The organism is Caulobacter sp. FWC2 (genome assembly GCF_002742625.1).
Lineage (GTDB): Bacteria > Pseudomonadota > Alphaproteobacteria > Caulobacterales > Caulobacteraceae > Caulobacter.
Genome location: NZ_PEBF01000001.1, coordinates 3,228,019 through 3,254,603 on the forward strand (window position 1 = coordinate 3,228,019; position 26,585 = coordinate 3,254,603).

At 67.6% G+C, this 26,585-nt stretch carries 18 protein-coding genes and 1 pseudogene; 12 read left to right on the forward strand and 7 right to left on the reverse strand.

The genetic code is table 11. The annotated features are described in order from the left end of the window. Positions 1-52: 52 nt before the first annotated feature. The gene (locus tag CSW62_RS15530; RefSeq protein WP_099579305.1) at positions 53-952 is read left to right on the forward strand and encodes a LysR family transcriptional regulator; all 900 of its coding nucleotides are present in this window, start codon (positions 53-55) and stop codon (positions 950-952) included. Positions 953-1,193: 241 nt separating this feature from the next. Here the strand turns inward: CSW62_RS15530 and CSW62_RS15535 are convergent, their stop codons facing one another. The 4 genes from CSW62_RS15535 to CSW62_RS15550 all read right to left on the reverse strand — a co-directional run bounded on the left by CSW62_RS15535 (position 1,194) and on the right by CSW62_RS15550 (position 7,473). Further along, positions 1,194-1,406, reverse strand: coding sequence for a hypothetical protein (locus CSW62_RS15535; protein ID WP_099579307.1), 213 nt, complete (start codon positions 1,404-1,406; stop codon positions 1,194-1,196). 61 nt (positions 1,407-1,467) lie between these two features. After that, entirely contained in the window at positions 1,468-3,672 is a 2,205-nt protein-coding gene (locus tag CSW62_RS15540) for a beta-glucosidase (RefSeq protein WP_199170616.1), read from the reverse strand. 284 nt (positions 3,673-3,956) lie between these two features. Then, entirely contained in the window at positions 3,957-5,000 is a 1,044-nt protein-coding gene (locus CSW62_RS15545) for a LacI family DNA-binding transcriptional regulator (RefSeq protein WP_099579309.1), read from the reverse strand. Positions 5,001-5,181: 181 nt separating this feature from the next. After that, complete coding sequence (locus CSW62_RS15550) at positions 5,182-7,473, reverse strand: TonB-dependent receptor (protein ID WP_099579311.1); 2,292 nt, start codon at positions 7,471-7,473, stop codon at positions 5,182-5,184. Positions 7,474-7,673: 200 nt separating this feature from the next. Between CSW62_RS15550 and CSW62_RS15555 the strand changes: the two genes are divergently transcribed. The 9 genes and pseudogenes from CSW62_RS15555 (at position 7,674) to CSW62_RS15595 (ending at position 20,505) form a co-directional block, all read left to right on the forward strand. Continuing rightward, a complete protein-coding gene (locus CSW62_RS15555) occupies positions 7,674-8,477 on the forward strand; it encodes a FadR/GntR family transcriptional regulator (RefSeq protein WP_099579313.1) in 804 nt (267 codons plus the stop codon). 184 nt (positions 8,478-8,661) lie between these two features. Then, entirely contained in the window at positions 8,662-11,262 is a 2,601-nt protein-coding gene (locus tag CSW62_RS15560) for a glycoside hydrolase family 2 TIM barrel-domain containing protein (RefSeq protein WP_199170617.1), read from the forward strand. 29 nt (positions 11,263-11,291) lie between these two features. After that, positions 11,292-11,522 (forward strand): annotated as a pseudogene (locus tag CSW62_RS27505) (mannonate dehydratase); the annotation flags it as partial. A gap of 190 nt (positions 11,523-11,712) precedes the next feature. Further along, positions 11,713-12,084, forward strand: a complete 372-nt coding sequence (locus tag CSW62_RS26995; RefSeq protein WP_099579318.1) for a PRC-barrel domain-containing protein — start codon at positions 11,713-11,715, stop codon at positions 12,082-12,084. A 136-nt stretch (positions 12,085-12,220) separates the two neighbouring features. Beyond that, positions 12,221-15,055: a TonB-dependent receptor gene (locus CSW62_RS15575; RefSeq protein ID WP_099579320.1), complete on the forward strand. Its 2,835-nt coding sequence runs from the start codon at positions 12,221-12,223 to the stop codon at positions 15,053-15,055. Further along, the gene (locus CSW62_RS15580; protein WP_099579322.1) at positions 15,043-15,633 is read left to right on the forward strand and encodes an RNA polymerase sigma factor; all 591 of its coding nucleotides are present in this window, start codon (positions 15,043-15,045) and stop codon (positions 15,631-15,633) included. The genes CSW62_RS15575 and CSW62_RS15580 overlap by 13 nt, the downstream gene beginning before the upstream one ends. After that, positions 15,623-16,594, forward strand: a complete 972-nt coding sequence (locus CSW62_RS15585) for a FecR family protein (RefSeq protein ID WP_099579324.1) — start codon at positions 15,623-15,625, stop codon at positions 16,592-16,594. Before CSW62_RS15580 ends, CSW62_RS15585 begins: the two co-directional genes overlap by 11 nt. Before the next feature lie 129 nt (positions 16,595-16,723). Continuing rightward, positions 16,724-19,381 (forward strand): TonB-dependent receptor, encoded by a 2,658-nt coding sequence (locus CSW62_RS15590; RefSeq protein WP_099579326.1) that lies wholly within the window; start codon positions 16,724-16,726, stop codon positions 19,379-19,381. 98 nt (positions 19,382-19,479) lie between these two features. Next, entirely contained in the window at positions 19,480-20,505 is a 1,026-nt protein-coding gene (locus CSW62_RS15595; RefSeq protein ID WP_099579329.1) for a phosphatidylinositol-specific phospholipase C domain-containing protein, read from the forward strand. A 70-nt stretch (positions 20,506-20,575) separates the two neighbouring features. Here CSW62_RS15595 and CSW62_RS15600 read toward each other — a convergent pair whose 3' ends face one another. From CSW62_RS15600 to CSW62_RS15610, 3 genes are read right to left on the reverse strand one after another with little or no spacing between them, the layout of a single operon-like run. Beyond that, positions 20,576-21,997 (reverse strand): amino acid permease, encoded by a 1,422-nt coding sequence (locus CSW62_RS15600; protein WP_099579331.1) that lies wholly within the window; start codon positions 21,995-21,997, stop codon positions 20,576-20,578. A 51-nt stretch (positions 21,998-22,048) separates the two neighbouring features. Further along, complete coding sequence (locus tag CSW62_RS15605) at positions 22,049-23,251, reverse strand: Xaa-Pro peptidase family protein (protein WP_099579333.1); 1,203 nt, start codon at positions 23,249-23,251, stop codon at positions 22,049-22,051. Then, a complete protein-coding gene (locus CSW62_RS15610) occupies positions 23,248-24,513 on the reverse strand; it encodes an FAD-binding oxidoreductase (protein ID WP_099579335.1) in 1,266 nt (421 codons plus the stop codon). Before CSW62_RS15610 ends, CSW62_RS15605 begins: the two co-directional genes overlap by 4 nt. A 75-nt stretch (positions 24,514-24,588) precedes the next feature. Here CSW62_RS15610 and CSW62_RS15615 point away from each other — a divergent pair, with 75 nt between their 5' ends. Both CSW62_RS15615 and CSW62_RS15620 read left to right on the forward strand, forming a co-directional pair. Beyond that, positions 24,589-25,488: a dihydrodipicolinate synthase family protein gene (locus tag CSW62_RS15615; RefSeq protein WP_099579337.1), complete on the forward strand. Its 900-nt coding sequence runs from the start codon at positions 24,589-24,591 to the stop codon at positions 25,486-25,488. 15 nt (positions 25,489-25,503) lie between these two features. Beyond that, on the forward strand, positions 25,504-26,502 hold the full coding sequence (locus CSW62_RS15620; protein WP_099579339.1) for a 4-hydroxyproline epimerase: 999 nt from the start codon (positions 25,504-25,506) through the stop codon (positions 26,500-26,502). The last annotated feature ends 83 nt before the right edge of the window (positions 26,503-26,585 follow it).

Genomic DNA, 26,585 nt, shown 5'->3' on the forward strand with positions numbered 1-26,585 from the left:
CTTTTGTTTCACATAATTGATTGTCTAGATCAGACTCTTTTATAAAAGCGATATGTCAAGCCTCAACTACAACCACCTTCGCTATTTCTGGGTCGTCGCGCAGGAAGGGGCCATGGTCAGGGCCGCACGCAGGCTCAACGTGTCTCAGTCCGCCCTTTCGGTGCAGTTGCAGAAGCTTGAACACCAGCTGGGCGTGGCGCTTTTCGATCGGGCCGGGCGCCGGCTCGTCCTGACCGAAGCGGGCCAGATCGCCCTGGATTACGCCAACACGGTGTTCGGCGCCGGCGAGGAACTTTTCGACACCCTGAAGGGCAGAAGCAGCGCGGCCCACAAGCGCCTGCGTGTCGGCGCGCTGACCACCCTGTCCCGGAACTTCCAGCTCACCTTCCTGCGGCCGCTGCTGGCCCGATCGGATGTGGAGCTGATGGTGCAATCGGGCGGCACGCGCGAACTCTTGTCGCGACTGGAAGATCGAAGCCTGGACCTCGTGCTGGCGAACTCCCCCGCTCCGCTCGACGCGCGCAGCGCCCTGCGAAGTCACCTCATCGCCCAGCAGGTCGTCAGCCTGGTGTCGCGGCCGGGTCAGGCCAGCACGCCATTCGCCTACCCTGACGATCTGCGGAGCAGTGCGCTGATCCTACCCGGACCCGAAAGCGAAATTCGCCGCGCCTTTGACCGCGCCATGCACGAAGCGGGCATCGCGCCTAACATCCACGCGGAGGTCGATGACATGGCGATGCTGCGTCTCTTCGCGCGCGAGCACGACGGCCTGACCCTGGTCCCGCCCATTGTCGTCCGCGACGAGCTGGTGCGGGGAGATCTCATCGAGCGCTGCCAGGTCCCCGGCCTAGGCGAGACCTTCTACGCCATCGTCCAAAATCGCCGATTTCCAAACCCTCTACTGTCGATCCTTCTAGAAAGCGCCGCACAGGGACATTACGCGCCCGTGTAGGACGCCTCAGCCGAAACTGCTCCGGCAGCGTGGATGGGCGCCCCTCAAATAGGCTGTGGCGAGTCCCTGGGAGCCACCACACGCCGTACTGTCGGTGCTCAACGATATCAGTTTGCCTCTACGGTCCGAGATGCGTCCATGTCATCGACCCGACTCCAAGTGAGCATCATCACTGGCGCTTGGCCAATAAGGCCAGCGCAGAGCCTATCCGGACCTCGTTCGCTCCGCTGATGACTAGCCGCTAGAGCGTGCGAGCCATGTCGCGTCCAACCGTCCTTTCGAGCTTGGCGAGCAACCGATTGTACGTCGATTGCCGTATCGGTCTCCCATCGCGCAGAGACCGCCAAGTCGTCTCGCTCACGCCCAGCACTTCCTGGAGCCAGACCTTGGTCACCGCCGGCAGCGCGCGGCGAAGGACCAGGACCTTCTCTTGATCGACGAGCACCATGTTCATGTTTCAGGTTCCACGAATGAGTCTCTAGGCGCATGCCGGCGGCCGGCCGCGAGCGGGGACATCAGGGTTTCAGGGTCGCGCCCTTGAGGTCGGCGGCGCCCTTTAGGGCCAGATCGTCGGAGGCCGCGCCGACCGCGACCTGGTAGCTGCCCCTGTCGATCACCCAGCGATTGGTCTTGACGTCGAAGCGGCCCAGCAGCCGCTCATCGGCGGCAAGCGTGACGCGGCGGGTCTCGCCGGGTTTGAGATCGATCTTGTCGAAGCCGATCAGGCGCTGCAGCGCCTTGCCGCCCGCACCGGTCAGATAGACCTGCGGCGCCGCCTTGCCGGCTCGCGCGCCCGTGTTGGCGACGTCGAAGCTGACCGTCAGGGTGTCGCCGCCAGCGACCTTCAGGTTCGAGAAGGCGAACGTCGTGTAGGAAAGACCGTGGCCGAAGGCGAAGAGCGGCTTGTCACCCGTCTTGGCGAAACGGCGATAGCCGACCTCGGCGCCCTCGACATAGTCGACGTCGAAGCGGGTCTTTTCGGGCGCGCCCAGGCCCGGGAGGCGCTCGCGCGGATATTGGGCTAGCGAGGCTGGGAAGGTCACGGGCAGGCGGCCGGAGGCGTCGACCTGGCCAAACAGCACGTCGGCGATGGCGTCACCACCCCGCGCGCCCGAGTACCAAGCCTCGACAACCGCCCCGGCCTGCTTCAGCCAAGGCATCGCCACGGCCCCGCCGGTCTGCAGCACGACCACGGCCCGGGGATTGGTGGCCGTCACCGCGGCGATCAGCGCGTCCTGGCCATCGGGCAGAGACAGATCGACGGCGTCCTCGCCCTCGCCCATCCACTGGTTGCCGAACACCACCACCACGTCGGCGGCCTTCGCCGCGGCCACCGCCGAGGCGACATAGCGGCCGTCGTCGAAGGTCACCTTGGCTTGCGGCGCCATCTTGCGGATGGCGGCCAGCGGCGAGGACGGGTGGAAGTACTGGCTGCGGAACTGGGCCATCATCCCCTCCCCGCCCAGGGGAATGATCGTCTTGGCGCCGCCGGGCGGCACAACCTGGGAGGAGCCGCCGCCTGACAACACGCCAGCGTCGGCGTGGCCGCCGATCACGGCGATCGACCGGGCGGTCTTGGCCAGCGGCAGCAGGCCTTCGGTGTTCTTGAGGAGCACGATGCCTTCTCGCGCGGCCTCAAGGCTTACTGCGCCATTGGCGGCGTAATCGATCTCGGACTTGGCGGCGGGGCGGTCGAAGAGGCCGGCGGCGAACATCGAGCGCAAGATCCGACGGCTCATATCCGAAACACGCGCCGCGGAGATTTCCCCCTTCTCGACGGCCGCCTTCAGCGGTTCGCCGAACCAGGTGGTCCCGTCCAGTTGCTCGCCGGACTGCTGGTCCAGGCCCTTGATGGCGTAGTCGGTGGCGTGGACCGCGCCCCAGTCCGACATCACCCAGCCCTTGTAGCCCCAGTCTCGCTTGAGCACGGTGTTGAGCAGGTGGCTGTTGCCGCAGCTATAGTCGCCATTGACCAGATTGTAGGCGCACATCACCGAGCCGGGCTGGCCCTTCTCGATGGCGATCTCGAACGCCAGGAGGTCGCTCTCGCGGTGGGCGCCTTCCTCGATCACCGAGTTGGCGGTCATGCGGCCAGTCTCCTGACCGTTCAGCGCGAAATGCTTGATCGTCGATATGACGCCCTGGTCCTGAATGCCCTTGATCGCCGAGCCAGCCAGAGAGCCGGCGAGCCACGGGTCCTCGCCCAGATATTCGAAGTTGCGGCCATTGCGCGGATCGCGCGCCAGGTTGACGCCGCCGGCCAGCTGCACATTGAACCCCTTGGCTCGGGCCTCGCGGCCAACAACCGCGCCGCCTTCGTAGATCAGGCGGGCATTGAAGGTCGCCGCCTGCGCCAAGCCGGAAGGCAGGGCGGTCGCGCCGTCTCCTGGCCGCACGTTCAAGGGATTGGTCACACCGAGGCTCGCGTCGCTCTCCTGCAGGGCTGGAACGCCCAGGCGCGGGACGCCAGGGATATAGCCGGCCGAACCGATCGCGCCGTGCGGAACCTGGAAGCCCATGACCGGCATAGCCATCGGCCCATGCAGCAGGCTGATCCGCTCATCCAGCGTCAGTTCCTTGTCGAGGAGCGCCGCGCGTTGGTCAGCCGAAAGCTTAGCGTCAGCCCACGGACGGTCGGAAGGCGCGGCGGCTTGAGCGGCGAAGGCGAATGCCAGAACGGCGAAGCTTGAGGCAAGTGTCAGGGAGCGATGCAGGGTCATGATCCTTCGGCGTTCAGGGGACGAGTCCGACAGGGCGGCGCGCGCCGCGGACCTGACAAGCCTGGGCGCAGGCAAAGAGGCCTGACCAATTTTTGCTGGATGTCGTGCGCTTGGCATGAATCCCCTCGTTTCCCCCGGGCCCTCCGATGAAGGCCTCGTGTTTCATCGCTTCTGTGGCGGCGACGCGTTGTTGTAGCGCTGTACGAAAACGTTTTCTACAATAATCGAAATTGGTCAGGCCTCTTTTTGGCGATCGATGCCTAGACGCGTGTGAAAACGGGAACTTAGTCGCCGGGTGGCGCGGCGGACTGACGGGAAACCAGTCGATAGTCGAGCTTGCGCTCCAGGATCCGCGCGCGGAATCTCTTGTCGCCAAAGCCCGCGATAAGCATGTCCACCGCCGCCTCGGCCATCTCCGCGATGGGCTGGTGAACCGTCGTCAGCGGCGGCCAGGACGTTTGCGCCGCCATCGAATTGTCGAAGCCGACGACCGACATGCGCTCGGGCACGCCGATACCGTGCTTGGTCAACGCCGCCAGGACGCCGATGGCCATTTCATCATTGCCAGCGAAGATGGCCGTAGGCGGCGGATCCAAGGCCAAAAGTGCTTCCGCCGCGCTGAAGCCCGACATGCCGAAGAAGTCGCCGAGGACGATCCACTCATCGGGAACCGTGACGCCACAGTCTCGCATGGCGGCGAGATAGCCCTCCCGTCGCTGTACGGCGGCGCGGTGATCGGAGGGGCCACCGATGAAAGCGATGCGGCGATGCCCCATTTCCCACAGGCCCAGGGTCTGCTCGCGTGCGGCTTCCTGATCGTCGATCCAAACATAGGGCGAGCGCTCCACATCGCTATTGGGCGCCAGGCGAATGTAGGGGATGCCTGCATCTTCGACCGCGGACAGCAGCTGCGGATCGTCACAGAGCGGGGGGGTCAGGACGAGGCCGTCAAAAGCCGCGTCGCGCAGGATCATGCCCAAGGCTTCAGGCGTGGTGACCCCTTCGGGCGTTTCGACCTGCTCGACGACGAGATGGTAGCCGGCGCGACGACAGGCGTTCATCGCGCCGAGCTGAACCTCCCCGACATAGTGGTAGGCGCCCATACGAAGAAACATGACGCCGATGAGGTAGCTGCGCCGCCCCGACAGCGCGCGCGCGGAAACGTTCGGTCGGTAGCCCAATCGTTCGACGATTTCGAGGACCCGGGCGCGAACCTCTGGCCCGGCGCCTTCTCCGCGATTGAGAACGCGAGAAACCGTGGCGATCGAGACACCGGCTTCGCGCGCGATGTCGATGATCGTGACACCCTTGTTGTTGTTTTTCGCCATCGCTGACCGTCTAGCAGGAATCGCCGCAGGGAGGAGTCCCGGCCACGCCAAGCGCCCGCAGCGACAAAAAAAGCGGCGCGCCATTCAGGCGCGCCGCCGGTCGCAGAGGCGACGAGGATCCCAGGAAGAGGGAGGAAATCCCGGGAGGGCGCGGTGCAATCGACCGCGCTAAGATTCGCGCCTAGAAGCCCATCCGCGCGCGGATGCCGACATAGCGCTTGGAGTTTCGCGGCAGCAATTGAGCGACCGCGCCGGCGTTGGACGAGCCGGTATAGCCGAGAGAGCTGGCATAGTGCTGGTCGAACAGATTGTTGACGAACAGAGCCACCCGGTAGTTGCCCTCGTCGCGGCCGGCGACGCCGATGCTGGCATTGACCACGCCATAGGCCTTCTGACGCGAGATCGGTGTCCCCAGGAGGTCAAGCATGACCGCGCTCTGATGCGTGTACTCGGCCGTCACGAAGCCGTCGAAGGGCAGGCTCGGCAACGCGACATCGTACGCGCCAGCCAGCGAGTACTTGAACTTCGGCGAGTTGGCCAAGGACTTGCCCGACAGGTCCTGGAAGTTCGAAGCGCCCACGGGCCGGCAACCCAGCGCGAGCGTCTGATTGGTGTAGCAAGGCGCATTGGCGAATTCACGGATCGTCGCGTCGGTATAGGCGGCCGAGGCGTCGATGCGCAGGGCGCGCACCGGCTTGGCCGAGATCTCGACCTCGACGCCCTTGCTGCGCAGCGAACCGACATTGCTCAGCTGGGGCACGATCGTGCCGTCGGGCTGGGTGACACCGCCCTGGGCCTGGAAGTCGGTGAAGTCGGTCAGGAACCCCGTGACATTAAGCTGGACGCGGTTTTCCAGGACCCGGCTTTTAAGGCCTAGCTCGTAAGCCTTGCTCGTCTCGGGACGCACCGGCTTGGCCGCCCGCCCAGGATTGAAGCCGGTGGAGATGTCGAAACCCTGGCCCTTGTAGCCCGTCGACAGCGAGGCATAGGCCATGACGTTTTCAGCCAGGTCCTGGCGCAGCGCCACCTTGTAGGTGACGTGGTCGTCCTTGGCCTTGCCCGAACAGACCGACAGACATGAGGCGTTGTTGGCCGGCGGCGTCGCCGTCGGCGTGCTGTTGACGAATGTCGCCGCGATGACCTCGTGGTTGAAGCGCACACCGCCGTCCAGGTGGGTCTTCTCACCGATGTGGTAGGTCATCTGGGTGAAGGCGGCCATGGTCTTGGTGCTCGCGGTCGCCGCCCAGCTCGTCGCTGCGTTCGGGCCGCGCGCGTAGGAACGATCGGAGTCCCCGTCGGCGTAGAACAAGGCGAACAGGTAGTCGAGCTTGCGCGCGCCGCTCGAAACCAACCGCAGTTCCTGCGTGAAGTTCGTCGAGTGGAACGGGCCGCCGGCCGTGGAGCCGCTAGGCAGGATGCTCGTCGGGTCGGCCGCGTTCAGCAGCGTCGGCGAGCCGAGCGTGTCCAGGTCCTCCAGGAAGCGGAAGCGCCAGTCCTGGTAGCTGGTAATCGACACCAGGTTGGCGCCGCCCAGATCGAGGCTGGCGCGACCGTTCAGCATGGTCTGCTTGCTGGTGTTCTTCGGCTCGGTGTCGATGCGGATCTTGTAGTTGTCGTCTCCTGGCGTCAGGCCCACGGCCGACAGGGCGAGCGGCGCGCCGAAGGCGACGGCGCCCGGATTGATGCTCCGGAACGTGCGGACCTGGCCATCGGTCTTGGTGTTCGTGTGCGAAGCCGTCAGGGCGATGTTGAGATTGTCGGTCGGGTCCAGCTCGAGACGGCCGCGCACGCCGTAGGACCGGTCGCCGTTCAGCTTGTGGCCGGTGTTGAGGTTGCGGATATAGCCGTCACGATCACCATAGAAGGCGTTGAGGCGGAAGCCGGCCTTGTCGGAGATCGGGCCCGAAACCATCCCTTCCACGCGCTTTTCGCCATCGCTGGTCAGGGTTCCGCCGACCGAGCCGGTCAGGGTCTTGGTCGGCTTCTGGGTGACGATGTTGATGACGCCGGCGGCGGCGTTCTTGCCAAACAGCGTGCCCTGCGGGCCGCGCAGGACTTCAAGTCGGGCGATGTCGTTGAGGCCGGAGAAGGCCTGAGCCTGCTGCAGCAAGGCGACGTCATCGACCACGACCGCGACGCTGGGTTCGATGCCGATGCTGAACGAGAAGGTGCCGATTCCGCGCAGGTTGATGCTGTTGCCGGTGGCGTTGGTGTTTTCCGTGACCGTCAGGCTGGGCGAGACGCGGACCACATCCGTCACTTGGACGACGTTCCGCGCTTCCAGTTGCTCGCTGCTGACGGCGCTGACGGCGGCGGGCACGTCCTGCAGGTTCTGTTCGCGCTTTTGCGCGGTGACGATGATCTCGTCGAGCGCCACGGCCTGGTTGGCCGGCTGTTGCGCGGTCTGCGCCAGAGCCTGGCCGGAAGCCGCGATCATGGCGGCGCTCGCCATCCAAAGAAGACGCCTGTTCATTTCCCCTCCTGTTTTTTAGCGAACGGTCTATCCGATCGATCGCGCTTAATCTGTCTTACCAATTCTTGGGGTTACGGATGAGCGTCAACCTCTTTTTGCCTGACAACTGGGGCGATCCAGACCACTATTGGTGGGCGCGCCGACCGGCTGACTGCTCGGACGCGCCCAAGCAACGCTGACGATGACGGGGGAGACACGGGATGATGGCTCGCGCAAAGGGGGGCGCCGAAAGGACGATCCTCGCCGCTGACAGCGCCGCGAGCGGAGATCGCATCTACCAAAGATTGGCCCGGCGCATCTTCGATGAGCTGATCGCTGGGCGTTACGAGGTCGGCAGCCGGCTGCCCGCCGAGCGCGAGCTCTGCGCTGAGTACGGCGCCAGTCGCCCCGCGGTGCGCGAGGCGCTGATTGCGCTAGAGGTCCAGGGCTACATCGATATTCGCGTGGGCTCAGGCGCCTATGTTCGCCGCCTGCCCGGCCGGGAAGATCACCCTGGCTTCGCGATCACCGCCTTCGAGCTCACCGAGACGCGCCTGGCGTTCGAGGGGGAAGCGGCGGCCCTGGCCGCCAATCACATCAACGACGACGAGATCGCCCATCTTGACGCGCTGCTGGATGACATGGCGGCCGAAAACCTCCGCCCCAAGGTGACCGAGGACGCCGACCGGGCGTTCCACATGACCATCGCCCGGGCCACCCGCAATGCGGGGATCGTCCTGACCATCGAGGAATTGTGGCGCCTGCGCTCGACCTCGCCGGCTTGCGCGCTGCTCCACAACAAGGCCCGCAGCGCCAAGATCCGCCCCGTCGTGGCCGAGCACCGCCGCATCGTCGAGGCGCTCAAGGCCCGGGATCCGCAAGCCGCCAGGGCCGCCATGCGCGCCCACCTCGCCGCCGTGATGGATCACCTGCTTTTCACCACCGAGGAGCTGGCGCTGGAGGAAGCGCGCCGGACGGCCGCTGGCGTACGAGCGCGCTTTTCGGCCACCACCCAAGAAACCTGACTGACCAATTTCCAAAATTGATCTGGCAGATTTAATCGCAGGCGCTAAGCTCGACCCAACGCCTCCATGAAGGTGGCGACTGGGAGGGCGTGCCGATGAAACGACTGCTGCTGGCCACGGCGATGCTGGGCCTCATCACGCCGGCGATCGTCCGGGCCGAGTCGCCCGCTCCCCCGCGCGCACCGTGACCGCCCTGACCGAGAACTGGCGCTTTCGCCAGGACGACGCCCTGAGCGGCGCGGAAAATCCGGCCTTCGACGATCATGACTGGCAGTCCGTCGCCGTGCCGCACACCTGGAACCGGGTCGGCCTCTATCTGCCCGGTCCGACCGAGCGCACGCACAAGGCCGAGACCATCAACAAGACCCAGGGCGTGGGCTGGTACCGGCTAGCGTTCGCCGCGCCCAAGCTGGAGGGCCGCCGCGCCTACCTGCAGTTCGACGCGGCCAGCCGGGCCGCCAAGGTCTGGCTGAATGGGGTGTATCTGGGCGAACATCAGGGCGGCTTCTCGCGCTTCCGCCTCGACGCCACCGACGCCCTGCGCGGCGAGGGCCAGAACCTCCTGGTCGTGCGCACCGACAACAGCAAGCCCGCGCCGGGGGCCTCGACGGCCGACAACCTGCCCCTGACCGGCGACTTCTTCCTGCACGGCGGCCTCTACCGACCCGTCAGCCTGGTCCTCACCAACGCCGCCCATTTCGACATGCTCGATTTCGGCGGCGCCGGCGTCTATGCGAGCACCATCAAGCTTTCGCCCGCGAAGGCCGAAATCCAGGTTCGCGCCAAACTCAGAAACGAGATGGCGGGGACCTTGGCCGCCCGCGTGATCACCAAGCTGTATGACGCCGCGGGTAGGGTGGCCGCTCAGGCCAGCGCCACCGCGGCCCTCCCCGGCAAGGGCGCCCAAGAGGTCCCCGTCACCCTGTCGCTGACCAATCCGCATCTGTGGAACGGCGTGGCCGATCCCTACCTCTACCGATTGGAGACCGATCTGGTCGCCGCCGACGGCAAGGTGCTCGACCGGGTGTCGACGCCGTTCGGCGTGCGCCAGATGGCGTTCGACCACGATCGCGGCTTTCTGTTGAATGGAAAGCCCTATCGGCTGCACGGAGTCGGCTACCACCAGGACCGCGAGGGCAAGGGCTGGGCGATCAGCCCCGCCGATGTCGAGGACGACATGGCCACCCTGCGCGAGATGGGCGCCAACACCCTTCGCCTGACGCACTACCAGCACGGCCAGGTCATCCACGACCTGGCGGACAAGTATGGCTTCGTGCTTTGGGACGAAATCCCGCTGGTCTCGGCCTGGACGCTGGGCGGGGCGCTCGAGCCGACCCCTGCCCTGATCGAGAACGCGCGCCAGCAGCTCAAGGAACTGATCCGGCAGAACTACAATCACGCCTCGGTCGCCACCTGGGGCATCGCCAACGAAGTCGACTTCGGCAACTCCTTCCCCGCCTTCCTGACCGGCTACAAGGACGGCAAGGCGCCCGATCCGATGCCCCTGCTGAAATCGCTGAACGCCCTGGCCCATGAGGAAGACCCTGGCCGCCCCACGGCGCTGGCGACGTGTTGCGAGGGCCGGGTCTTCGCCGCCGGTGTCGACGTCCCGACCACCGCCGAGGCCGCCGACCTGGGCGGCGCCAATCGCTATTTCGGCTGGTACTTCGGCGCGCCCGATGACCTGGGTCCCCACCTGGACGCCCTCCGCGCCAAGCGTCCGCGCCAGCCGCTGTCGGTGACCGAGTATGGCGCCGGCGGCGGCGTGACCATCCATACCGACGACGTTCTGGGCGGCCCGATCGATTCCCGCGGTCGAGCGCAGCCCGAGGAGTATGAAAGCTACATTCACGAGACCGCCTGGGCGGCCCTGTCGCAACGCCCCTATCTTTGGGGAACATGGCTTTGGAACGCCTTCGACTTCGCCACCACGATCCGTCACGAGGGCGACGCCGACGACATCAACACCAAGGGCCTGGTCACCTACGACCGTAAGATCCGCAAGGACGCCTGGTACTTCTACAAGGCCAATTGGGCGACAACGCCCACGGTGCACATCAACGGCCGGCGCTATGTCGATCGCGCCTATCCCGTCGCCGATGTGCGGGTCTACTCGAACGGCGTGGCGACCGAGCTGACGCTGAACGGCCGCTCGCTGGGATCGCTTCGCGACTGTCCGCAGCGGATCTGCGTCTGGCCGGCCGTGCGCCTGGCGCCGGGCGACAACGTCCTGACCGCCCGCGCCGATTTCGGCGGCCGCTCCGTCGAGGACCGCATCACCTGGAAGCGCCCCGCCGACACCGCTGCGCCTTTCCGCATTGACGCCGGCGCGATCGTCGGCGCGGGCAAGTCCGCGACCTTCGGCTCAGACGCGTTCTTCAAGGGCGGCGAGGCTCAGTCGGCCAACGCCCCGGCCGACTACGGACGTCCCGCCGCGCGAGCCCAGATCAGCGGCGCCGACGAGATCGACGTGGCTGCCAGCTATCGCCAGGGCCGCTTCGCCTATGCGATCCCGGTCGCGCCGGGCCGCTATCGCGTGAGCCTGACCTTCGTTGAGCCCAAGCTGGCGAGCGACGAGCGGCGCTTCGACGTCGTCGCCAACGGCGCGCCGATGCTGAGCGATCTTGACGTCTCCGCGCAGGCCGGTGGTCCGCTCAAGGCGCTGATCAAGACGTTCGAGACCAACGCCGGCGACCAGGGCCTGACACTGGCGTTCAACCCCACCAAGGGCGAGGCGATCGTCTCGGCGATCGAGGTCACCCCCCTTCCCGCCTCCAAGCCATAGGAAGCCCTGACGTATCGATGACGCAAACCATGCGCTGGTCCGGGTCCCGCCGATCCGGTCTAGCTGGCCGGTATCCGACAGGCTGCGCCACGGTGGTCACGGCCCTGCACGAGATCCCTAACCACGCTGCGTGGCCCGCGCCTGATCGCGAGCGCCGCGCCATGATCGAGGCCGCCGGGCTGGGCTGGGCGGTGCTCGAGAGCCCGCCAGCCCATGAGGACCTCAAGACCGGCGCTCCCCGATGGGACGAACTTGTCGAGAACTACAAGAGTCCGTCGCAGGATCGCTATCTGGCCGAGACCTTCACCCGTGCAAGGACGCGGAAGCCTGGTCGATCTCGTAAGTCGCGCGCGCCGGGCAACGATCGGCTCGTGAGAACGCTATCCCTCGCGCGACGCGGCGGCCCAGGTTGTTGGGGCGGCCCGGACGCCAGCCGACGGAGGATCGACCATGGAAAAGACCGAAGCCAAGAGTTCCGAGATCCTCGGAATGGACCTGACGGGTCTGAAAGGCGTGAAGCTGGGAACGGTGCGGGAGTTCTTCATCGAACCGTCCATAGGCCAGATCACGTTCCTGATCGTCGAACGCTCCAGCTTCATGGGCGGATCGGGCAAGTATCACCCCGTGCCCTGGTCGGTTGTCCGCCATGACCCGATCGCCAAGGCGTTCCAGGCCGAACTTTCGAAGGACCAGTTCAAGGCCTCTCCCAGCTACGACCGCGCCCAACTGGCCGCTGACGGCTACGGCTGGGACGACCAGTCAGCCAAATACTTCGAAGCGGCGCTGAATCCCGACCCTGCTGTGGCCATGGCGCCCAGCTAGGCGACCTTTACGACCTTCGACTTTGACCACTGGGACAAGTTCTAGAACCAGTAGCCGGCCGTCGAACTGTCGTCGGACTGTCATACCCGCTCGCTAAGGAAACCTCGGCTTTGAGCCGCGCGCCCTCCCGCTTGGCATGTCCCCGACCTTACTCCCTTGCACGATCGGGCTCGCCCTGCTGGCTGCGTCGAGTGGGGCGCAGGCCGCGCAGAGCGGGCTTGGCGACAGCCTGAACAGGCTGGCCGCCGAAAGGAACGTGCAGATCCTCTTTCCGCCTGATCTTGTCGTCGACCGCGCGGGGCGAAAGCCGCCGCGCTTCGTCTCGACGCGCCGGGCGATCGAACTGCTGCTGGCCGACGCGCCGGCCCGCGTGCGCGAGGTCCGTCGAGGCGTCTTCGTGGTCGAGCGCTCGGCGGCCGTCGAAGCCGTTCGCCCGAAGCTCCCGGAACCTCAAACCCAGACCGAGGTCGAGGCCGTCACGGTGGTCGCGGCCTATGCCGCCAGCCTCGACCGGTCGCTGGCCCTCAAGAGGACCGCCACTTACGGGCTGGACGCGGTCAGCGCCGAGGATATCGCCCGCCTGCCCGCCGGCAACGCCGCTGAGGCGCTGCAGCTGGCGCCCGGCGTCAGCCTGGAGCGCCATCGCGGCGTGGGCCTCTATGTCAGCGTCCGAGGCCTGGGGCCGCAGTTCCAGAACGTGCTGCTGAACGGTCGGCCCATCGCGCTCAATGATCTCGTCGAGAACGGCGGCTTCCGGGGGCGTCAGTTCCGCTTCGAGGTTCTGCCCGCCGACGTCATCGACCAGATCGAGGTGGTCAAGACCACCACCGCCGACATGGACGAAGGCGCGCTGGGCGGCGACATCGACGTGCGCACGTTCAAGCCGCTGGATCGCGGCAAGCGCTCGGTGATGTCGGTGCGCGCCTCCGAGGGGCGCGTCGGCAAGGTCGATCCGTCGGTGTCGGGGGTCTGGAGCTGGGTCGACGCGAGCGGCCGCCTGGGCGTGCTGGCCAGCGGTGTCGTCGATCGACGGCGAATCCGCAACGACCGGCTCTATCAGACCGGCTGGAACCTGGACCGCTTCACGTCCGTGCTGGGTCCCGGACTCTACACCCCGACCCGCACGCGCCCGACCGTCGAGCTGGAGGACCGGCGCATGGCGTCGGGCGACTTCACCCTGCAGTGGCGGCCGACGAACAGCGTCAGCCTCGATATCGATCTGCTGGCCACGCGGCTGGACGCCCACTACGACGAGTACGGTCTGGACATCTATCCGGACGATCCGTCGGTCTCGAGCCCGCGCTTCGTGGCCGGCAGCCAGACGATCAAGGGCGACACCGTCCAGGCGGGGACGATCGAGAACGTCCGCTGGATGGCCTCGCACGAGATCAGCCTGAACCGCCACGACCTGGTCGCCCTCGGCGGCCATCTGCGCTTGACGCCCGGCGCCTGGACGGTCGATGGCGACTGGGGCTATTCGCGGGCGCGCAGCTACCACCCCGACGGTCGCGGCACGGTCCGCGCGCGCGTCGCCTTCTTCGCGCCCCTGACCTACGACTTCAGCCACGGCCTGGCGGGCGGCCCGGACCTGCGAACCTCGGTCGACTACGCCAACCCCGCCAACTTCGTCGGCCAGTCTTTCGACTACACCTTCAAGGACTCCCGCGACGTCGACGAAACCGTCAAGCTGGACCTCGCCCGGCCCATCGGCGCCTTCGACCTGAGGCTTGGCGTCGAGCACCACCGGCGGGCCCGCGACTATCGCCGACGCGACTGGACCCTGGACACCCTTCTGGGTCAGCCGCTGACCAGCCTGGGCCCCGCCGCCTACGGCCCGACGCCGTTCTCGAGCTTCCTGGCGGATGTCGGGTCCGACCTGCCGCGCGGCTGGGTCGCGCCGAACGCCCAGGCCTTCTATGACCGGCTGTACACGCCGGACGTCGCCGCCCGCCCGCCCTCCACCGCCGACTTGCGCAACTCCTTCGTGGTCGAGGAGAAAATCCGCTCGGCCTATGCCCGGCTCGACTTCCAGGCCGCCGCGTTCGGCTGGCCGATCGACGGCAATCTGGGCGTACGCTACGCCGCCACGCGCCAGGTCTCCCGGGGCGTGCTGTCCAGCGGCTCCGATCCCCTGCCCGCCGAATGGCGCAAGGCCTATGGCGACTGGCTGCCCAGCGCCAATCTGAAGATCGAACTGTCGCCGCGCCTCTATCTGCGCCTGGCCGCCTCGCGGGTGGTCAGCCGGCCCAACGTCATCGACAACGCCCCGCGCATCACCGTCGCCCGCGACACCCCAACGGCCAATGGCGGCAATCCCGAGCTGGACCCGTTCCTGGCCACCCAGTTGGACGCATCGGTCGAGTGGTATTTCCCGGCGGGCGGGGCCCTGTCCCTCGCGGCCTTCGACCGGCGGCTGGACGACTACATCACCGCCCAGAACACCTTCATCGAGGTGCCCGGACGCGGCCAGGTGCTGCTATCGACCAACGTCAACGGCGGCCAGGCGCGGATCCAGGGTCTGGAGTTGACGTTCAGCCGGGTGTTTCGCGACCTGCCCCAGCCCTGGGATGGCCTGGGCGTGCAGGGCGCGGCGACGCTGGTGCGCAGCCAGGCCAACTACTTCGCCGGCGACCGCGTGATCAGCAACGCGCTGCTGGGCCTGTCGCGCGCCACCTGGAGCGCCCTGGTGTTCTACGAGAAGGGTCGGGGCTCGGTGCGGTTCGGCTACAACTGGCGCGGATCGTACCTGACCTCGATCGGCAGCTCGATCACGGCGCCGGCCACCACGGCGGCGTTCGGATCGCTGGACGGGGCGGCCTCGTGGCGGCTGAACCACCGCGCCACCCTTTCCCTGGAGGGCGTCAACCTGACCGACGCCCGCCGCTACGTCTATGGCGAGACCCGCGACCAGCCGATGGAGATCCATCACTGGGGCCGGTACCTGTCCGCGAGGATGAGATGGGCGTTCTGACCTTCCGTGGCGCGGGCACGCGCGCCGATCCGCCCGATGGGCCCAGCGAGTCGGCCCGGGCCAATCCGCCGCTGGAAGCGCCGCGCTTCGAGGCGCTGGTGTCGCGCTATCGTCGTCCGTTGCTGCGCTTCTTCCAGCGCCGGTCGGTCGGGGTCGAGGACGCCGAGGACCTGACGCAGGAGGTCTTCATGCGACTGTCGCAGCGGTTCTCGCGCCTGCACTGGGGCAATCCGGACGGGCTGGTGTTCACGGTCGCGGCCAACGCCCTGGTCGACCACGAACGCCATCAGCGCTCACGCCAGCGCGGACGTCACGTCGAGGTCGATCCCGCCCTCCCAACCGACGAGCCCACGGCCGAGGCGGCCCTGGCCGGACGCCAGCGGCTGGCCAAGCTGGTGGCGGCCCTGGACGATCTTCACCCGAACGCGCGCGCGGTCTTCGTGCTGTGCCGCTTCGAGAACCTGACCCAAGCCGAGGCGGCGGCGCGCCTGAACCTGTCGATCAGCGCCGTCGAGAAGCACATGATGAACGCCCTGACGCGCCTGCGCGAAGCCATCGAGACCGCGCATGACGCCTGACGACGACATGGATCCTCGCCGCCTGGCGGCCGCCAGCCTGACCCGGCCGCTGAGCGCCGCCGAACAGGCCGCGCTGGACGCCTGGTCGGCCTCTTCCGCCGAGGCGCGCGAAGAAATCGCCCGCACGCGCGAGGTGTGGCTGGCCATGGGCCTGGCGGCCGAGGATCCGACCGTCCGCGCCCTGCGCCGCGAGGTTCGCCGCGAAGCCCGCCTGGATCGTCCGGCCGGGCCGGACCGTCGCCCGCTGATCGCCGGCCTGGCCCTGCTGGCCGCCGCCCTGGTCGTCGGCGTGGTCCTGAAGGCCCCTGCGCGGGTCGAGACCTACGCCGCCCCCGCCCACGCCTCGGCCCGACTGACCCTGGCCGACGGCAGCCACGTGGTGCTCAGTCCGGGCGGCCGGCTGACCACGCGCTTCAAGGCGCGCGCTCGAGACGTTTCGCTGGACGCCGGCGACGCCTTCTTCGAGGTCGCGCACGACAGGACCCGACCGTTCGAAGTGGCGACGGCGGGCCGGACGCTTACGGTGCTGGGCACCCGCTTCAACGTGGCTGGCGGCGGTCACCTGACCGTTTCGCTTGTCGAGGGCTCACTACGCGTCAGCCAGGCCGGCGCGGCCAGCGTGCTGCTGCGCCCAGGTCAGCGGTATATCGGGGCGGACGGGGTCGGTGGCGACGCCCAGGCCGGCGACGTGAAGGGCGATGCGGCATGGACCGACGGCCGCGTGGTGCTGGCCGATGTCAGCCTGTCCGAAGCGGCCGAGCGGCTGTCGCGTGCGTCCGGCCGCCGCGTGTCGCTGACCGATCCTACTCTGGCCCATCTGCGCCTGTCGGGCTCGCTGGACATCGGCCGGATGGATGATGTTGGCGCCGCCCTGGAGGCCCTGCTGCCCGTGCGAGCGCGGCTCACGTCCAGCGGAGACCTGACGCTGTCTCCCGCCGCCAGTTCGTCTCGGCACGGATAAAATCCAGACTTTTCAACAGGATCGTCGCAAATATTTCACCGGCGCCGGACTGAGGTTCGGCGTCGCCCCCTCCGTTCTTCTGCCCTGACCCGCGCCTCCCCGCGGGCCCAGCAAAGACCGGGGGATACCATGTCCAACTCGAAGTTCCTGTCCGCGCCGTGCGCGGGCGCCGTCGCCGTCCTCGCCTTCGCCGCCCTTGGCGCGGGCCAGGCCCAGGCCGCCGACACCGCTGCGGCTGCGCCGGCCGCGCCAGCCGCCGCAGAACCGGCTGACGCCGTCGACGCCGTCGTCATCACCTCGTACGGCAAGAGCCTGCAGGCCGCCGCCGCCCTGAAGCGCTCGGCCGCCTACGGCCTGGACGCCGTCAACGCCGAGGACATCGGCAAATTCCCGACCCGCAACGCCGCCGAGGCGCTGCAGCTGGTCACCGGCGTCACCATCGACCGCCAGCGCGGCGCGGGTCTGTATGTCAGCGTCCGGGGCCTGGGCCCGCAGTTCCAGTACACCGAGCTGAACGGCCGCTCGATCGCCGTCAACGACCTGATCGAGAACGGCGGCGCCAAGGGCCGTCAGTTCCGCTTCGAGGTGCTGCCCGCCGAACTGATCTCGCAGATCGAGGTCGTGAAGACCCCGACCGCCGACATGGACGAGGGCGCCCTGGGCGGCAATATCAACATCAAGACCTTCAAGCCCCTCGACCTGGGCAAGAAGGCGGCCTTCTCGGTGCGCGAGACCTATAGCGACGTGCGCAAGAAGGCCGACCCGTCGGTCTCGGGCCTCTACAGCTGGACCAACGCCGACAAGACCCTGGGCCTGCTGGCCTCGGGCCTCTACGACGAGCGCCACGTGCGCAACGACCGCCTCTACATGGTCGGCTGGAACCTCGATAAGTTCAAATCGGTGCTGGGCTCGGGCCTCTACACGCCCACCCGCACGCGTCCGACCGTCGAGACCGAGCACCGCAAGCTCTATTCCGGCGCCATCTCGGGTCAGTGGAAGCCCAACAGCGACTTCCAGACCGACGTCGACCTGCTCGTGACGCGCCTGGACGTCGGCTACGACGAGTTCGGCCTCGACATCTATCCGGACGACAGCACCTTCGCGACGCCGCAGTTCGTGGCCGGCAGCCAGAAGGTCGTCGGCGACACCGTCATGGCCGGCACGATCAACAACGTGCGCTGGATGGCCTCGCGCGAGACCAGCATGAACCGCCACGATCTGACGGTCTTCGGCATCAAGCAGGCCTGGACGCCGGGCGCCTGGGCGTTCAACGCCGAGTACGGCTATTCGCGCGCCCGCAGCTACCATCCGGACGGCAAGGCCACCACGCGCGACCGCATCGCCTTCTTCGCGCCGCTGAGCTTCGACTTCTCGCGTGGCTCCACGGCGATCCCGCAACTGACCACCAATGTCGACTACACCAACCCGGCCAACTACGTGGGCCAGGCGTTCGACTATACCTGGAAGGACTCGCGCGACAGCGACGAGACCTTCCGCCTGGACGGCTCGCGCGTCTTCTCGGGCTGGTTCACCAAGATCGCGTTCGGCGCCGAACAGCACAACATGAACCGCACCTTCCTGCGTCGCGACTGGGTGCTGAACGATATCCTGAATGTGCCGCTGACCACCTTGGGCGCCAGCTTCTACGAGACCATGCCCTATACGGGCTTCCTGAAGGACTTCGCCGGCAACACGCCGCGCACCTGGGTCACCCCGACCAGCGACGCCTACTACAACAAGATGTACACCTCGGCCGTGGCGGCTCAGCCGTGGTCGGCGGCCGACCTGCGCAACTCGTTCATCGTCGACCAGAAGATCCACAGCGCCTACGTGCGCGGCGACTTCAAGTTCGACCTGGGCGGCGTGCCGGTCAGCGGCAATCTGGGCGTCCGCTACGCCGAGACCAAGCAACTGGCGAGCGGCACGCTGACCAGCGGCTCGACGCCGGTGCCGGTGGGCTATCTGAAGGAATACAAGAACTGGCTGCCCAGCCTGAACGTCAAGCTCGACCTGCGTGACGACCTGGTCGGCCGCCTGTCGGCCTCGCGTGTCGTCAACCGTCCCAACGTCACCGACAGCGCCCCGCGCATCACCGTCAGCCGCGACTCGCCGACGGCCTCGGGCGGCAACCCGGACCTGGATCCGTTCCTGGCCGACCAGTACGACGCCTCGCTGGAATGGTATCCGGCCCCGACCACGGCCGTGACCGCCGCGGTGTTCATCAAGACGATGGACAACTACATCACCGCCCAGAACACCACGATCCAGGTGCCCGGCCGCGGCGATGTGCTGCTGTCGGCCAGCGTCAACGGCGGCGACGCCGAGGTGCGCGGCTTCGAAGCCGCCTACAACCAGTCGCTGTCGTTCCTGCCCGGCCCCTTCGACGGCTTCGGCGTCCAGGCCTCGGTGACCCTGGTGGACAGCAAGGCGAACTATTTCGCCGGCAACCGCCAGATCAAGGACGACCTCGTGGGCCTGTCCAAGCAGAGCTACAACCTGGTCGGCTACTATGAGAAGGGCCCGATCAGCGCCCGCCTCGGCTGGTTCTGGCGCTCGCGGTATCTGCAGTCGATCGGCAGCACCACCACCGCCCAATCCTATATCGCCCCCTACGGCTCGCTCGACGGCTCGCTCTCCTACCAGATCACCCCGCAATACGCGGTGACCCTGGAAGGTTCGAACCTGACCGACGAGGTCCGCTTCACCTACGGCAAGACCAAGGACCAGCCGATGGAGATCTATCACTGGGGCCGCACGGTCTCGCTGACGCTCCGCGGCAAGTTCTGATCCCTCCCCTGAACGCCCTCTCCTTTTAGAGGTCGTCACCTCGCGCGGACCGGTCCAACACCGGCCGGTCCGCGCCTTTTCCTTCCCATGAGGTCGCCATGCGCCCGCTGTTTCTCGCCGCCGCCCTGGCCGTCGTCGCCTTCGCAAGCCAGGCGGCCGAAGCGCCGAAGATCAACAGCCTGCATTGGCTGGGCTCGCACAACAGCTACCGCCCAGAGCTCGATCCCGCCGCACTCGCGCACCAGCGCCAGGTGATGGGCGAGCGCTCGCGCGGCGTCGAATACGGCCATCCGCCGATCGCCGCCCAGCTGGACCTGGGCGTCCGACAGCTGGAATTCGATCCCTATGCCGACACCGGCGGCGGCCTCTACGCCGCCCCCTACGCCAACGACCCGGCCAAGCTCGCGATCATGACGGCGCCCGGCGCCAAGGTGCTGCACGCCCCGGTCGTCGACGCCCGCACCCTGTGCCTGCGCCTCTCGGACTGCTTCGCGCAGGTGGCGACCTGGTCCAAGGCTCACCCCGATCACCAGCCGATCGTGATCTTCGTCAACACCAAGGAAGAGCCGTTCAACAACCCGGCCATCCCGAACCCGCCGCTCTGGACGGAGGCTGACTTCGCCGGCCTGGACGCCGACGCGATCAAGGCGTTCGGCCGTGACCGGATCATCGCGCCGGACGACGTCCGGGGCGCGCGCGCCACCCTGCGCGACGGCGTGACGGGCGGCGGCTGGCCCTCGGTCGACGGCGCGCGCGGCAAGGTCCTGCTGGTGCTGGACGCCAATCCCCGCATCGAGGAGGCCTATCGCGCCGGCCACCCGTCCCTGAAGAACCGGATGCTGTTCGGCCTCTATGCCGACGACCAGGCCGAGGCGGCGGTGTTCAACATCCAGGACCCGCGCCCGGCCCAGGCGATGATCAAGGCCCTGGTCGCCCAGGGCTTTCTGGTCCGCACCCGCAGCGACGCCGACACGACCGAGGCCCGCAACCACGATCTGGGCCGTCTCGAGGCTTCGGTCAGCTCGGGCGCCCAGATCATCAGCACCGACTACTATCCCGGCGCGCCTGACCCGCTGGGTCTGGGTTTCGTGATCCGCCCGGCGTGGTTCGACGCCGGGCATTGAGGGCCGCGCCGGCCCGCGCCTTGAGGAGAACGTCGGCGGCCAGCGTTCGCCGCCGACGGGATCCGGGGCCTCAGCTCGCCGTCGAGGGCGTGTTCAGGAAGCTCTTGCGACGGCCGTAGAGCAGGTAGACGACGATGCCGACCACGTTCCACACCAGGAACCGGCCCAGCGTCGCCGGCGGCAGACTGATCATGAAGTAGAGGCAGCCGACCACCGCCAGCGGACCGACGACCCACACCGCCGGGCAGCGGAACAGGCGCGGCAGGTCGGGCTTGGTCACCCGCAGCACCATCACGCAGACGGCCACGCAGATGAAGGCCAGCAGGGTGCCAGCGTTCGACAGCTCGGCGATCTCGTCCAGCCGGAACAGGCCCGCGACCACCGCCACAAAGGCGCCGACCATCAGGGTCAGCGCCACCGGCGTCCCGCGACGGGGATGCAGTTTGCTGAGGCCGTGCGGCAGCAGGCCGTCACGCGACATCACGAAGAACACCCGCGTCTGGCCGAACATCATCACCAGGATGACGCTGGGCAGGGCGATGACCGCCGCCGCCGCGATGGCGACCGCCGCCCAGGGGTGGTTCAGGCTGCGCAGGATGAAGGCCAGCGGCTCTCCGCTGCGCGCGAACTCGCTATAGGCCCAGGCCCCGACCGCGCAGGTGGCGACCAGCATGTAGATCAAGGTGCTGACGACCATCGAGCCGACGATGCCGATGGTCAGGTCGCGCTTGGGGTTCTTGACCTCCTCCGCCGAGGTCGAGACGGCGTCGAAGCCGAAGAAGGCGAAGAATACGATCGCCGCCGCCGCCATCACGCCGCGCGTATGGCCGTTCACGGTCTCGGAGGCGAAGCCGTAGGGCATGAACGGCTGGAAGTTCTCGGGCTTCAGTACCGTGATGGTCAGGAACACGAAGACGGCCAGGGCCAGGATCTTGATGGCCACCAGGACGATGTTGACCACCGCGCTGTCCTTGGCGCCGCGGATCAGCAGGGCGGTGACCGCCAGCACGATCAACACCGCCGGCAGGTTGACGATACCGCCGCCGTGCGGTCCGGCCAGCAGGGCCGCCGGCAGGACGATGCCAGCGCTCTTGAGCAACCCGACCATGTAACCCGACCAGCCCACCGCCACGGCGCTGCAGGTCACCGAATATTCCAGGATGAGGCTCCAGCCGACGATCCAGGCCAGCCCTTCGCCGAGCACGGCATAGGCGTAGGTGTAGGCGCTGCCGGCCGCCGGGATCATGGTCGCCATCTCGGCATAGGTCAGGGCGGCGAACACGCAGAGCACGCCGCAGGCCGCGAAAGCCAGGATCACGGCGGGACCGGCGCGCTCGGCGCCGATGCCGGTCAGGGTGTAGATGCCCGTGCCGATGATCGCGCCGATGCCCAGGGCGATCAGGTGCGGCCAACTGAGCGTCGGCTTGAGGCGGCGGCTTTCCTCGACCCGGAGCACCGCGTCCAGCGCCTTGCGGCGCGTCCAGAAGGTCATCAGTCCAGTCCCCTGTTGTTGGCGCGCCCGGCCCCCTCGCCGGTTCGCGCTTTACGAAAACGGCCTGTCGATCGAGGCCGAAGGCTTGGTGAACCAGGCCGCGCCGTCGGGCGTGACGTGGAAATGGTCTTCGAGCCGGACGCCGAACTGGTCAGGCAGCACGATCATCGGCTCGTTGGAAAAGCACATGCCGACCGCCAGCGGGGTCGTGTCGCCGCGCACCAGGTACGGGCCTTCGTGGATCGAGAGACCGATGCCGTGGCCGGTGCGATGGGGCAGGCCCGGCAAGGCGTAGTCGGGCCCCAGGCCGTGGCGCTGAAGCACGTCGCGCGCCACCTGGTCGATCACCTCGCACGGCACGCCCGGCTTCACCGCCGCGAAGGCGGCCGCCTGGGCCTCGTGTTCGATCGCCCAGATCCGGCGATGCTCGGCGCTGGGCGTGCCGAAGACATAGGTGCGGGTGATGTCGGAGTTGTAGCCGTCGATCTGGCAGCCGGTGTCGATCAAAACGAGGTCGCCTTCGGCCAGGCTCTGCTCGCCCGGCACGCCGTGCGGATAGGCGCTGGCGACGCCGAACTGCACCGCGCAGAAGGTCGAGCCGTTGTCGGCCCCGCAAGCGCGGTGGGCCGCGTCGATGAAGCGCTTGACCTCACCGGTGGTAATCCCCGGACGCAGGATCGCGGCGGCGCGACGGTGGACCTCCAGGGTCAGGCTCTTGGCGTATTGCAGCAAGGCCAGCTCGGCCGGCGACTTGATCCCCCGGCAACCATCGACGACCGGCGCGGCGTTGAGCACGGTGAGATCGGGCGCGGCCTTTCGGACATCGTCGAAGGCCTGGAACGACAGGGCCGGGTCGAAGGCCAGGGTCGTGACCCCCAGCGCCTTCAGCATCTTGGCGACCAAAGCGCCGGGCGCCTCGTCTTCTTGCCAGAGGCGGATCTCGGCCTCGAGCCCTAGGCTGGCCTGCAGCGAACCCAGCTCGAAGGCCGGGCAGATCATGATCGGCTCGCCCTCGACGGGCAGCAGCATGGCGACAAGGCGCTCGGTCGCGCCCCAGGCCACGCCGGCGAAATAGCGCAGGCTGGCGCCGGCCCCGATCAGCAGCGCCTGGGCGCCCAGGGCGCGCGTCAGGTCGCGCGCCTTGGCCAGGCGCGCTAGGCGCTCGGCGGCGTCGATCGGCGCGGGCCGGCCGGGCGGCGGCGAAAGGCCGGCGAGTTCCTGTTCGGCGGAGGACCCGCCAATGTCGGTCGTCATGCCGCGATCTCCTTGGCGCGCCGCGTGGCGCCGGGCGCGAAACGGTCCAGGTCGAAGGGCGTCAGGTCAACCGGCGTCGCACCGCCGCCCGCTAGGGCGGTGACGATCTCGCCGGTCGTCGCCGCCAGGGTCAGGCCCAGATGCTGATGTCCGAAGGCGTAGATCAGGTTGGACGCGCGACGGCTGACGCCGATGGCCGGCAGATAGTCGGGCAAGGTCGGGCGCGCGCCCATCCACTGGCTGCGCGGCGCCGCCATCGGCAGGCCCAATTCGTCGACATGCCGGTGCAGCCGCGCCCACTTGCGCGGGTCGGCCGGCGAATCCTGGCGGGCGAACTCGACGAAGCTGGCCGCCCGCAGCCGGTCTCCGAAGCGGGTGACGATCATCGAGCGGTCCTCGAAGACCACCGGCGGCAGATCGCCCCACGCGCCGACATCGCCTTCGATGTGATAGCCGCGCTCGGCGACGATGGGCGCAACGTGGCCCAGCCCTCTCATCAAAGCGCCGCTGCCGACGCCGGCGGCCAGGACGAGCTGATCGGGCCGCAAAACCTCGCCGTCATCCAACGCGACGACAGCGCGACCACCCTCGCGCCGGAGCGCCGTGACCCGCGCCGACCGTATCGTCCCGCCCAAGGCCGTGAAGGCCTCGCGCAGGGCCCGCAGCGCCAGGCCCGGATCGCTGATCTGGCCGCTGTTCTCGAAACGCAGGCCGCCCGCCGGGGCGATGGCCAGGCGGCTGGCGACCTCCAGCAACTCAACGCCTTGCAGATCGCGCGTGCGCGCCTGGCCGATGTCCGTGGCGCCCCAGGCCGCCCTGCCCTTTTCGGCGCTGGCCAGGGTTTCCCAGACGACGATGTGGCCGCGCTCTCGCAGCAGATTCGGCCGGCCGGCCGCCTCGGCGAGCCGTCTCCAGGCTGGAACCGCGTCTTCCAGCAGCGCGCCCAGCGCCGCCTTCCCATGATCGAAAGCGTCCGGCGCGCAGGCCTGGACATAGCGTCCCGCCCAGCCGCTCCATGAGAGAATGTCGGCGAATCTGAAGTCCAGAGCTCCGCCGCGCGGAAACCACCGCGCTGGCGCCGATTTCAGCGCCTTCATGGAGGCGATCGGCTCGACCTGTTCGATGGCGATATGGCCGGCATTGCCCCACGACGCCGACGGACCAGCGCTCTCATCGATGAGCAGCACCTCGACGCCCGCGCGCCGAAGATCCAGTGCGCAGGCAAGCCCGACGACACCTGCGCCGACAACGACGATACTCATTGGATAGCCACCAGGCCTTTACCTCCAGATCTCATATCGTATATGGTAGACGAACATCACAGAGGTGCAAGCGGTATGAATTCGATCTCCTGGCGCGGCGTCTATCCAGCGGCGACCACTCAATTCAATGCGGACTCGTCGATCGACTTCGAGGCGAGTCAGGGCGTCCTCGACGCCCTGATCAAGGACGGCGTCCACGGGCTCATCGTGCTCGGCACCTGCGGCGAAAACAACTCGCTTGACGCCGATGAGAAGCGCGCCGCGCTGAAATCCGCCGTGGAAGTGGTCGCGGGGCGCGTTCCGGTAGTGGTCGGTGTCTCTGAAATGACCACCGACCGCGCCGCCAAGTTCGCCAAGGACGCCGAAGCGATCGGCGCCGACGCCCTGATGGTGCTGCCGGCCATGGTCTATGTGCCGACGGAGCTGGAGCTGGAGAATCACTTCCGCACGGTCGCGGCGGCGACCAGCCTGCCGCTCATGCTCTACAACAACCCGCCGGCCTATCGCGTCTCGATCACCACCAGCGTGCTGCAGCGCCTGGCCGACGTGCCCAACATCGTGGCCGTCAAGGAAAGCGCGCCCGACACCCGCCGCTTCACCGACCTGCTCAACGTGTTCGGCGATCGCTACATCCTGATGGCCGGCCTGGACGACGTCGCGCTGGAAGGCCTGTTGCTGGGCGCCCACGGCTGGGTCTCGGGCCTGACCAGCGCCTTCCCGCAGGAATCGGTGGCCCTGGTGGCCGCCATCGACCGCGGCGACCTGGTCGAGGCCCTGAAGATCTACCGCTGGTTCATGCCGCTGCTGCACCTCGACGCCGAACATGATCTCGTCCAGTCTATCAAGCTGGCCGAGCAGATCATGGGCCGGGGCTCCGAGCGCGTCCGCGCGCCGCGCCTGCCGCTGGCCGGAGCCCGTCGCGCCGAGGTGACGGCCATGGTCGAGAAGGCCGCGGCGACCCGTCCCGTCGGTTAGGAATCCCCATCAGCCATGCGTCACATTTTCTTCTGTATTGACGGCCATACCGCCGGCAATCCCGTACGGCTGATCGTCGGCGGCGCGCCCCTGCTCCGGGGCGCGTCGATGAGCGAGCGGCGCCAGGACTTCCTGGAGCGCTTCGACTGGATCCGCACGGGCCTGATGTTCGAACCGCGCGGCCACGACATGATGTCCGGCGGCTTCCTCTATCCGCCGACCCGCGAAGACACCGAGGCCGGCATCCTGTTCGTCGAGACCAGCGGCTGCCTGCCGATGTGCGGCCACGGCACGATCGGCATGGTCACCTTCGCCCTGGAGAACGGCCTGATCACCCCGCGCGTCCCGGGCCGCCTGAAGCTGGAAGTGCCGGCCGGCGTCATCGACATCGAGTACAGGACGCAAGGCGACAAGGTCACGGCGGTGAAGATCGTCAACGTGCCGGGCTATCTGGCGGTGACCGACATCGAGATCGACGTTCCGGGCCTGGGCCCTCTGAAGCTGGATGTCGCCTATGGCGGCAACTTCTACGCCATCGTCGAGCCGCAGGGCGCCTATACGGGTCTCGAGGCGTTCAGCGCCCAGGACATCCTGCACTACAGCCCCATCGTCCGCGAACTGGTGCGCGAGAAGACCACCCCGGTCCACCCGCTGGACCCGACCATCCGTGGCGTCAGCCACGTGCTGTGGGCCGACGGCCCCAGCGCCGAAGACGCCGATGGGCGTAACGCGGTGTTCTATGGCGACAAGGCCATCGACCGCAGCCCCTGCGGCACCGGCACCTCGGCCCGCCTGGCCCACCTTCACGCCAAGAACAGGCTCAAGGTCGGCGAGACCTTCGTGCACGAGAGCTTCATTCGCAGCCGTTTCATCGGCAAGGTCGAAGCGGAAACGACGATCGGGGACCAGCCCGCGATCATTCCGTCCGTCGAGGGCTCGGCGATCTCGACGGGCTTCAATACGATCTGGATCGATCAGGCCGACCAGTTCTGGCGAGGTTTTCAAGTCGTTTAAAGCGTGGACGGCGATTTCTTATTTGCACTGGCCGGTTACAGGGACCTATGACCGTTAAGGGCGCGCGTCGCGTCGCCAAGCCT

Coding starts and splice junctions, on each gene's coding strand:
- CSW62_RS15530 (WP_099579305.1), top strand. CDS start 53: ATGTCAAGCCTCAACTACAACCACCTTCGCTATTTCTGGGTCGTCGCG.
- CSW62_RS15535 (WP_099579307.1), bottom strand. CDS start 1,406: ATGAACATGGTGCTCGTCGATCAAGAGAAGGTCCTGGTCCTTCGCCGC.
- CSW62_RS15540 (WP_199170616.1), bottom strand. CDS start 3,672: ATGACCCTGCATCGCTCCCTGACACTTGCCTCAAGCTTCGCCGTTCTG.
- CSW62_RS15545 (WP_099579309.1), bottom strand. CDS start 5,000: ATGGCGAAAAACAACAACAAGGGTGTCACGATCATCGACATCGCGCGC.
- CSW62_RS15550 (WP_099579311.1), bottom strand. CDS start 7,473: ATGAACAGGCGTCTTCTTTGGATGGCGAGCGCCGCCATGATCGCGGCT.
- CSW62_RS15555 (WP_099579313.1), top strand. CDS start 7,674: ATGATGGCTCGCGCAAAGGGGGGCGCCGAAAGGACGATCCTCGCCGCT.
- CSW62_RS26995 (WP_099579318.1), top strand. CDS start 11,713: ATGGAAAAGACCGAAGCCAAGAGTTCCGAGATCCTCGGAATGGACCTG.
- CSW62_RS15575 (WP_099579320.1), top strand. CDS start 12,221: ATGTCCCCGACCTTACTCCCTTGCACGATCGGGCTCGCCCTGCTGGCT.
- CSW62_RS15580 (WP_099579322.1), top strand. CDS start 15,043: ATGGGCGTTCTGACCTTCCGTGGCGCGGGCACGCGCGCCGATCCGCCC.
- CSW62_RS15585 (WP_099579324.1), top strand. CDS start 15,623: ATGACGCCTGACGACGACATGGATCCTCGCCGCCTGGCGGCCGCCAGC.
- CSW62_RS15590 (WP_099579326.1), top strand. CDS start 16,724: ATGTCCAACTCGAAGTTCCTGTCCGCGCCGTGCGCGGGCGCCGTCGCC.
- CSW62_RS15595 (WP_099579329.1), top strand. CDS start 19,480: ATGCGCCCGCTGTTTCTCGCCGCCGCCCTGGCCGTCGTCGCCTTCGCA.
- CSW62_RS15600 (WP_099579331.1), bottom strand. CDS start 21,997: ATGACCTTCTGGACGCGCCGCAAGGCGCTGGACGCGGTGCTCCGGGTC.
- CSW62_RS15605 (WP_099579333.1), bottom strand. CDS start 23,251: ATGACGACCGACATTGGCGGGTCCTCCGCCGAACAGGAACTCGCCGGC.
- CSW62_RS15610 (WP_099579335.1), bottom strand. CDS start 24,513: ATGAGTATCGTCGTTGTCGGCGCAGGTGTCGTCGGGCTTGCCTGCGCA.
- CSW62_RS15615 (WP_099579337.1), top strand. CDS start 24,589: ATGAATTCGATCTCCTGGCGCGGCGTCTATCCAGCGGCGACCACTCAA.
- CSW62_RS15620 (WP_099579339.1), top strand. CDS start 25,504: ATGCGTCACATTTTCTTCTGTATTGACGGCCATACCGCCGGCAATCCC.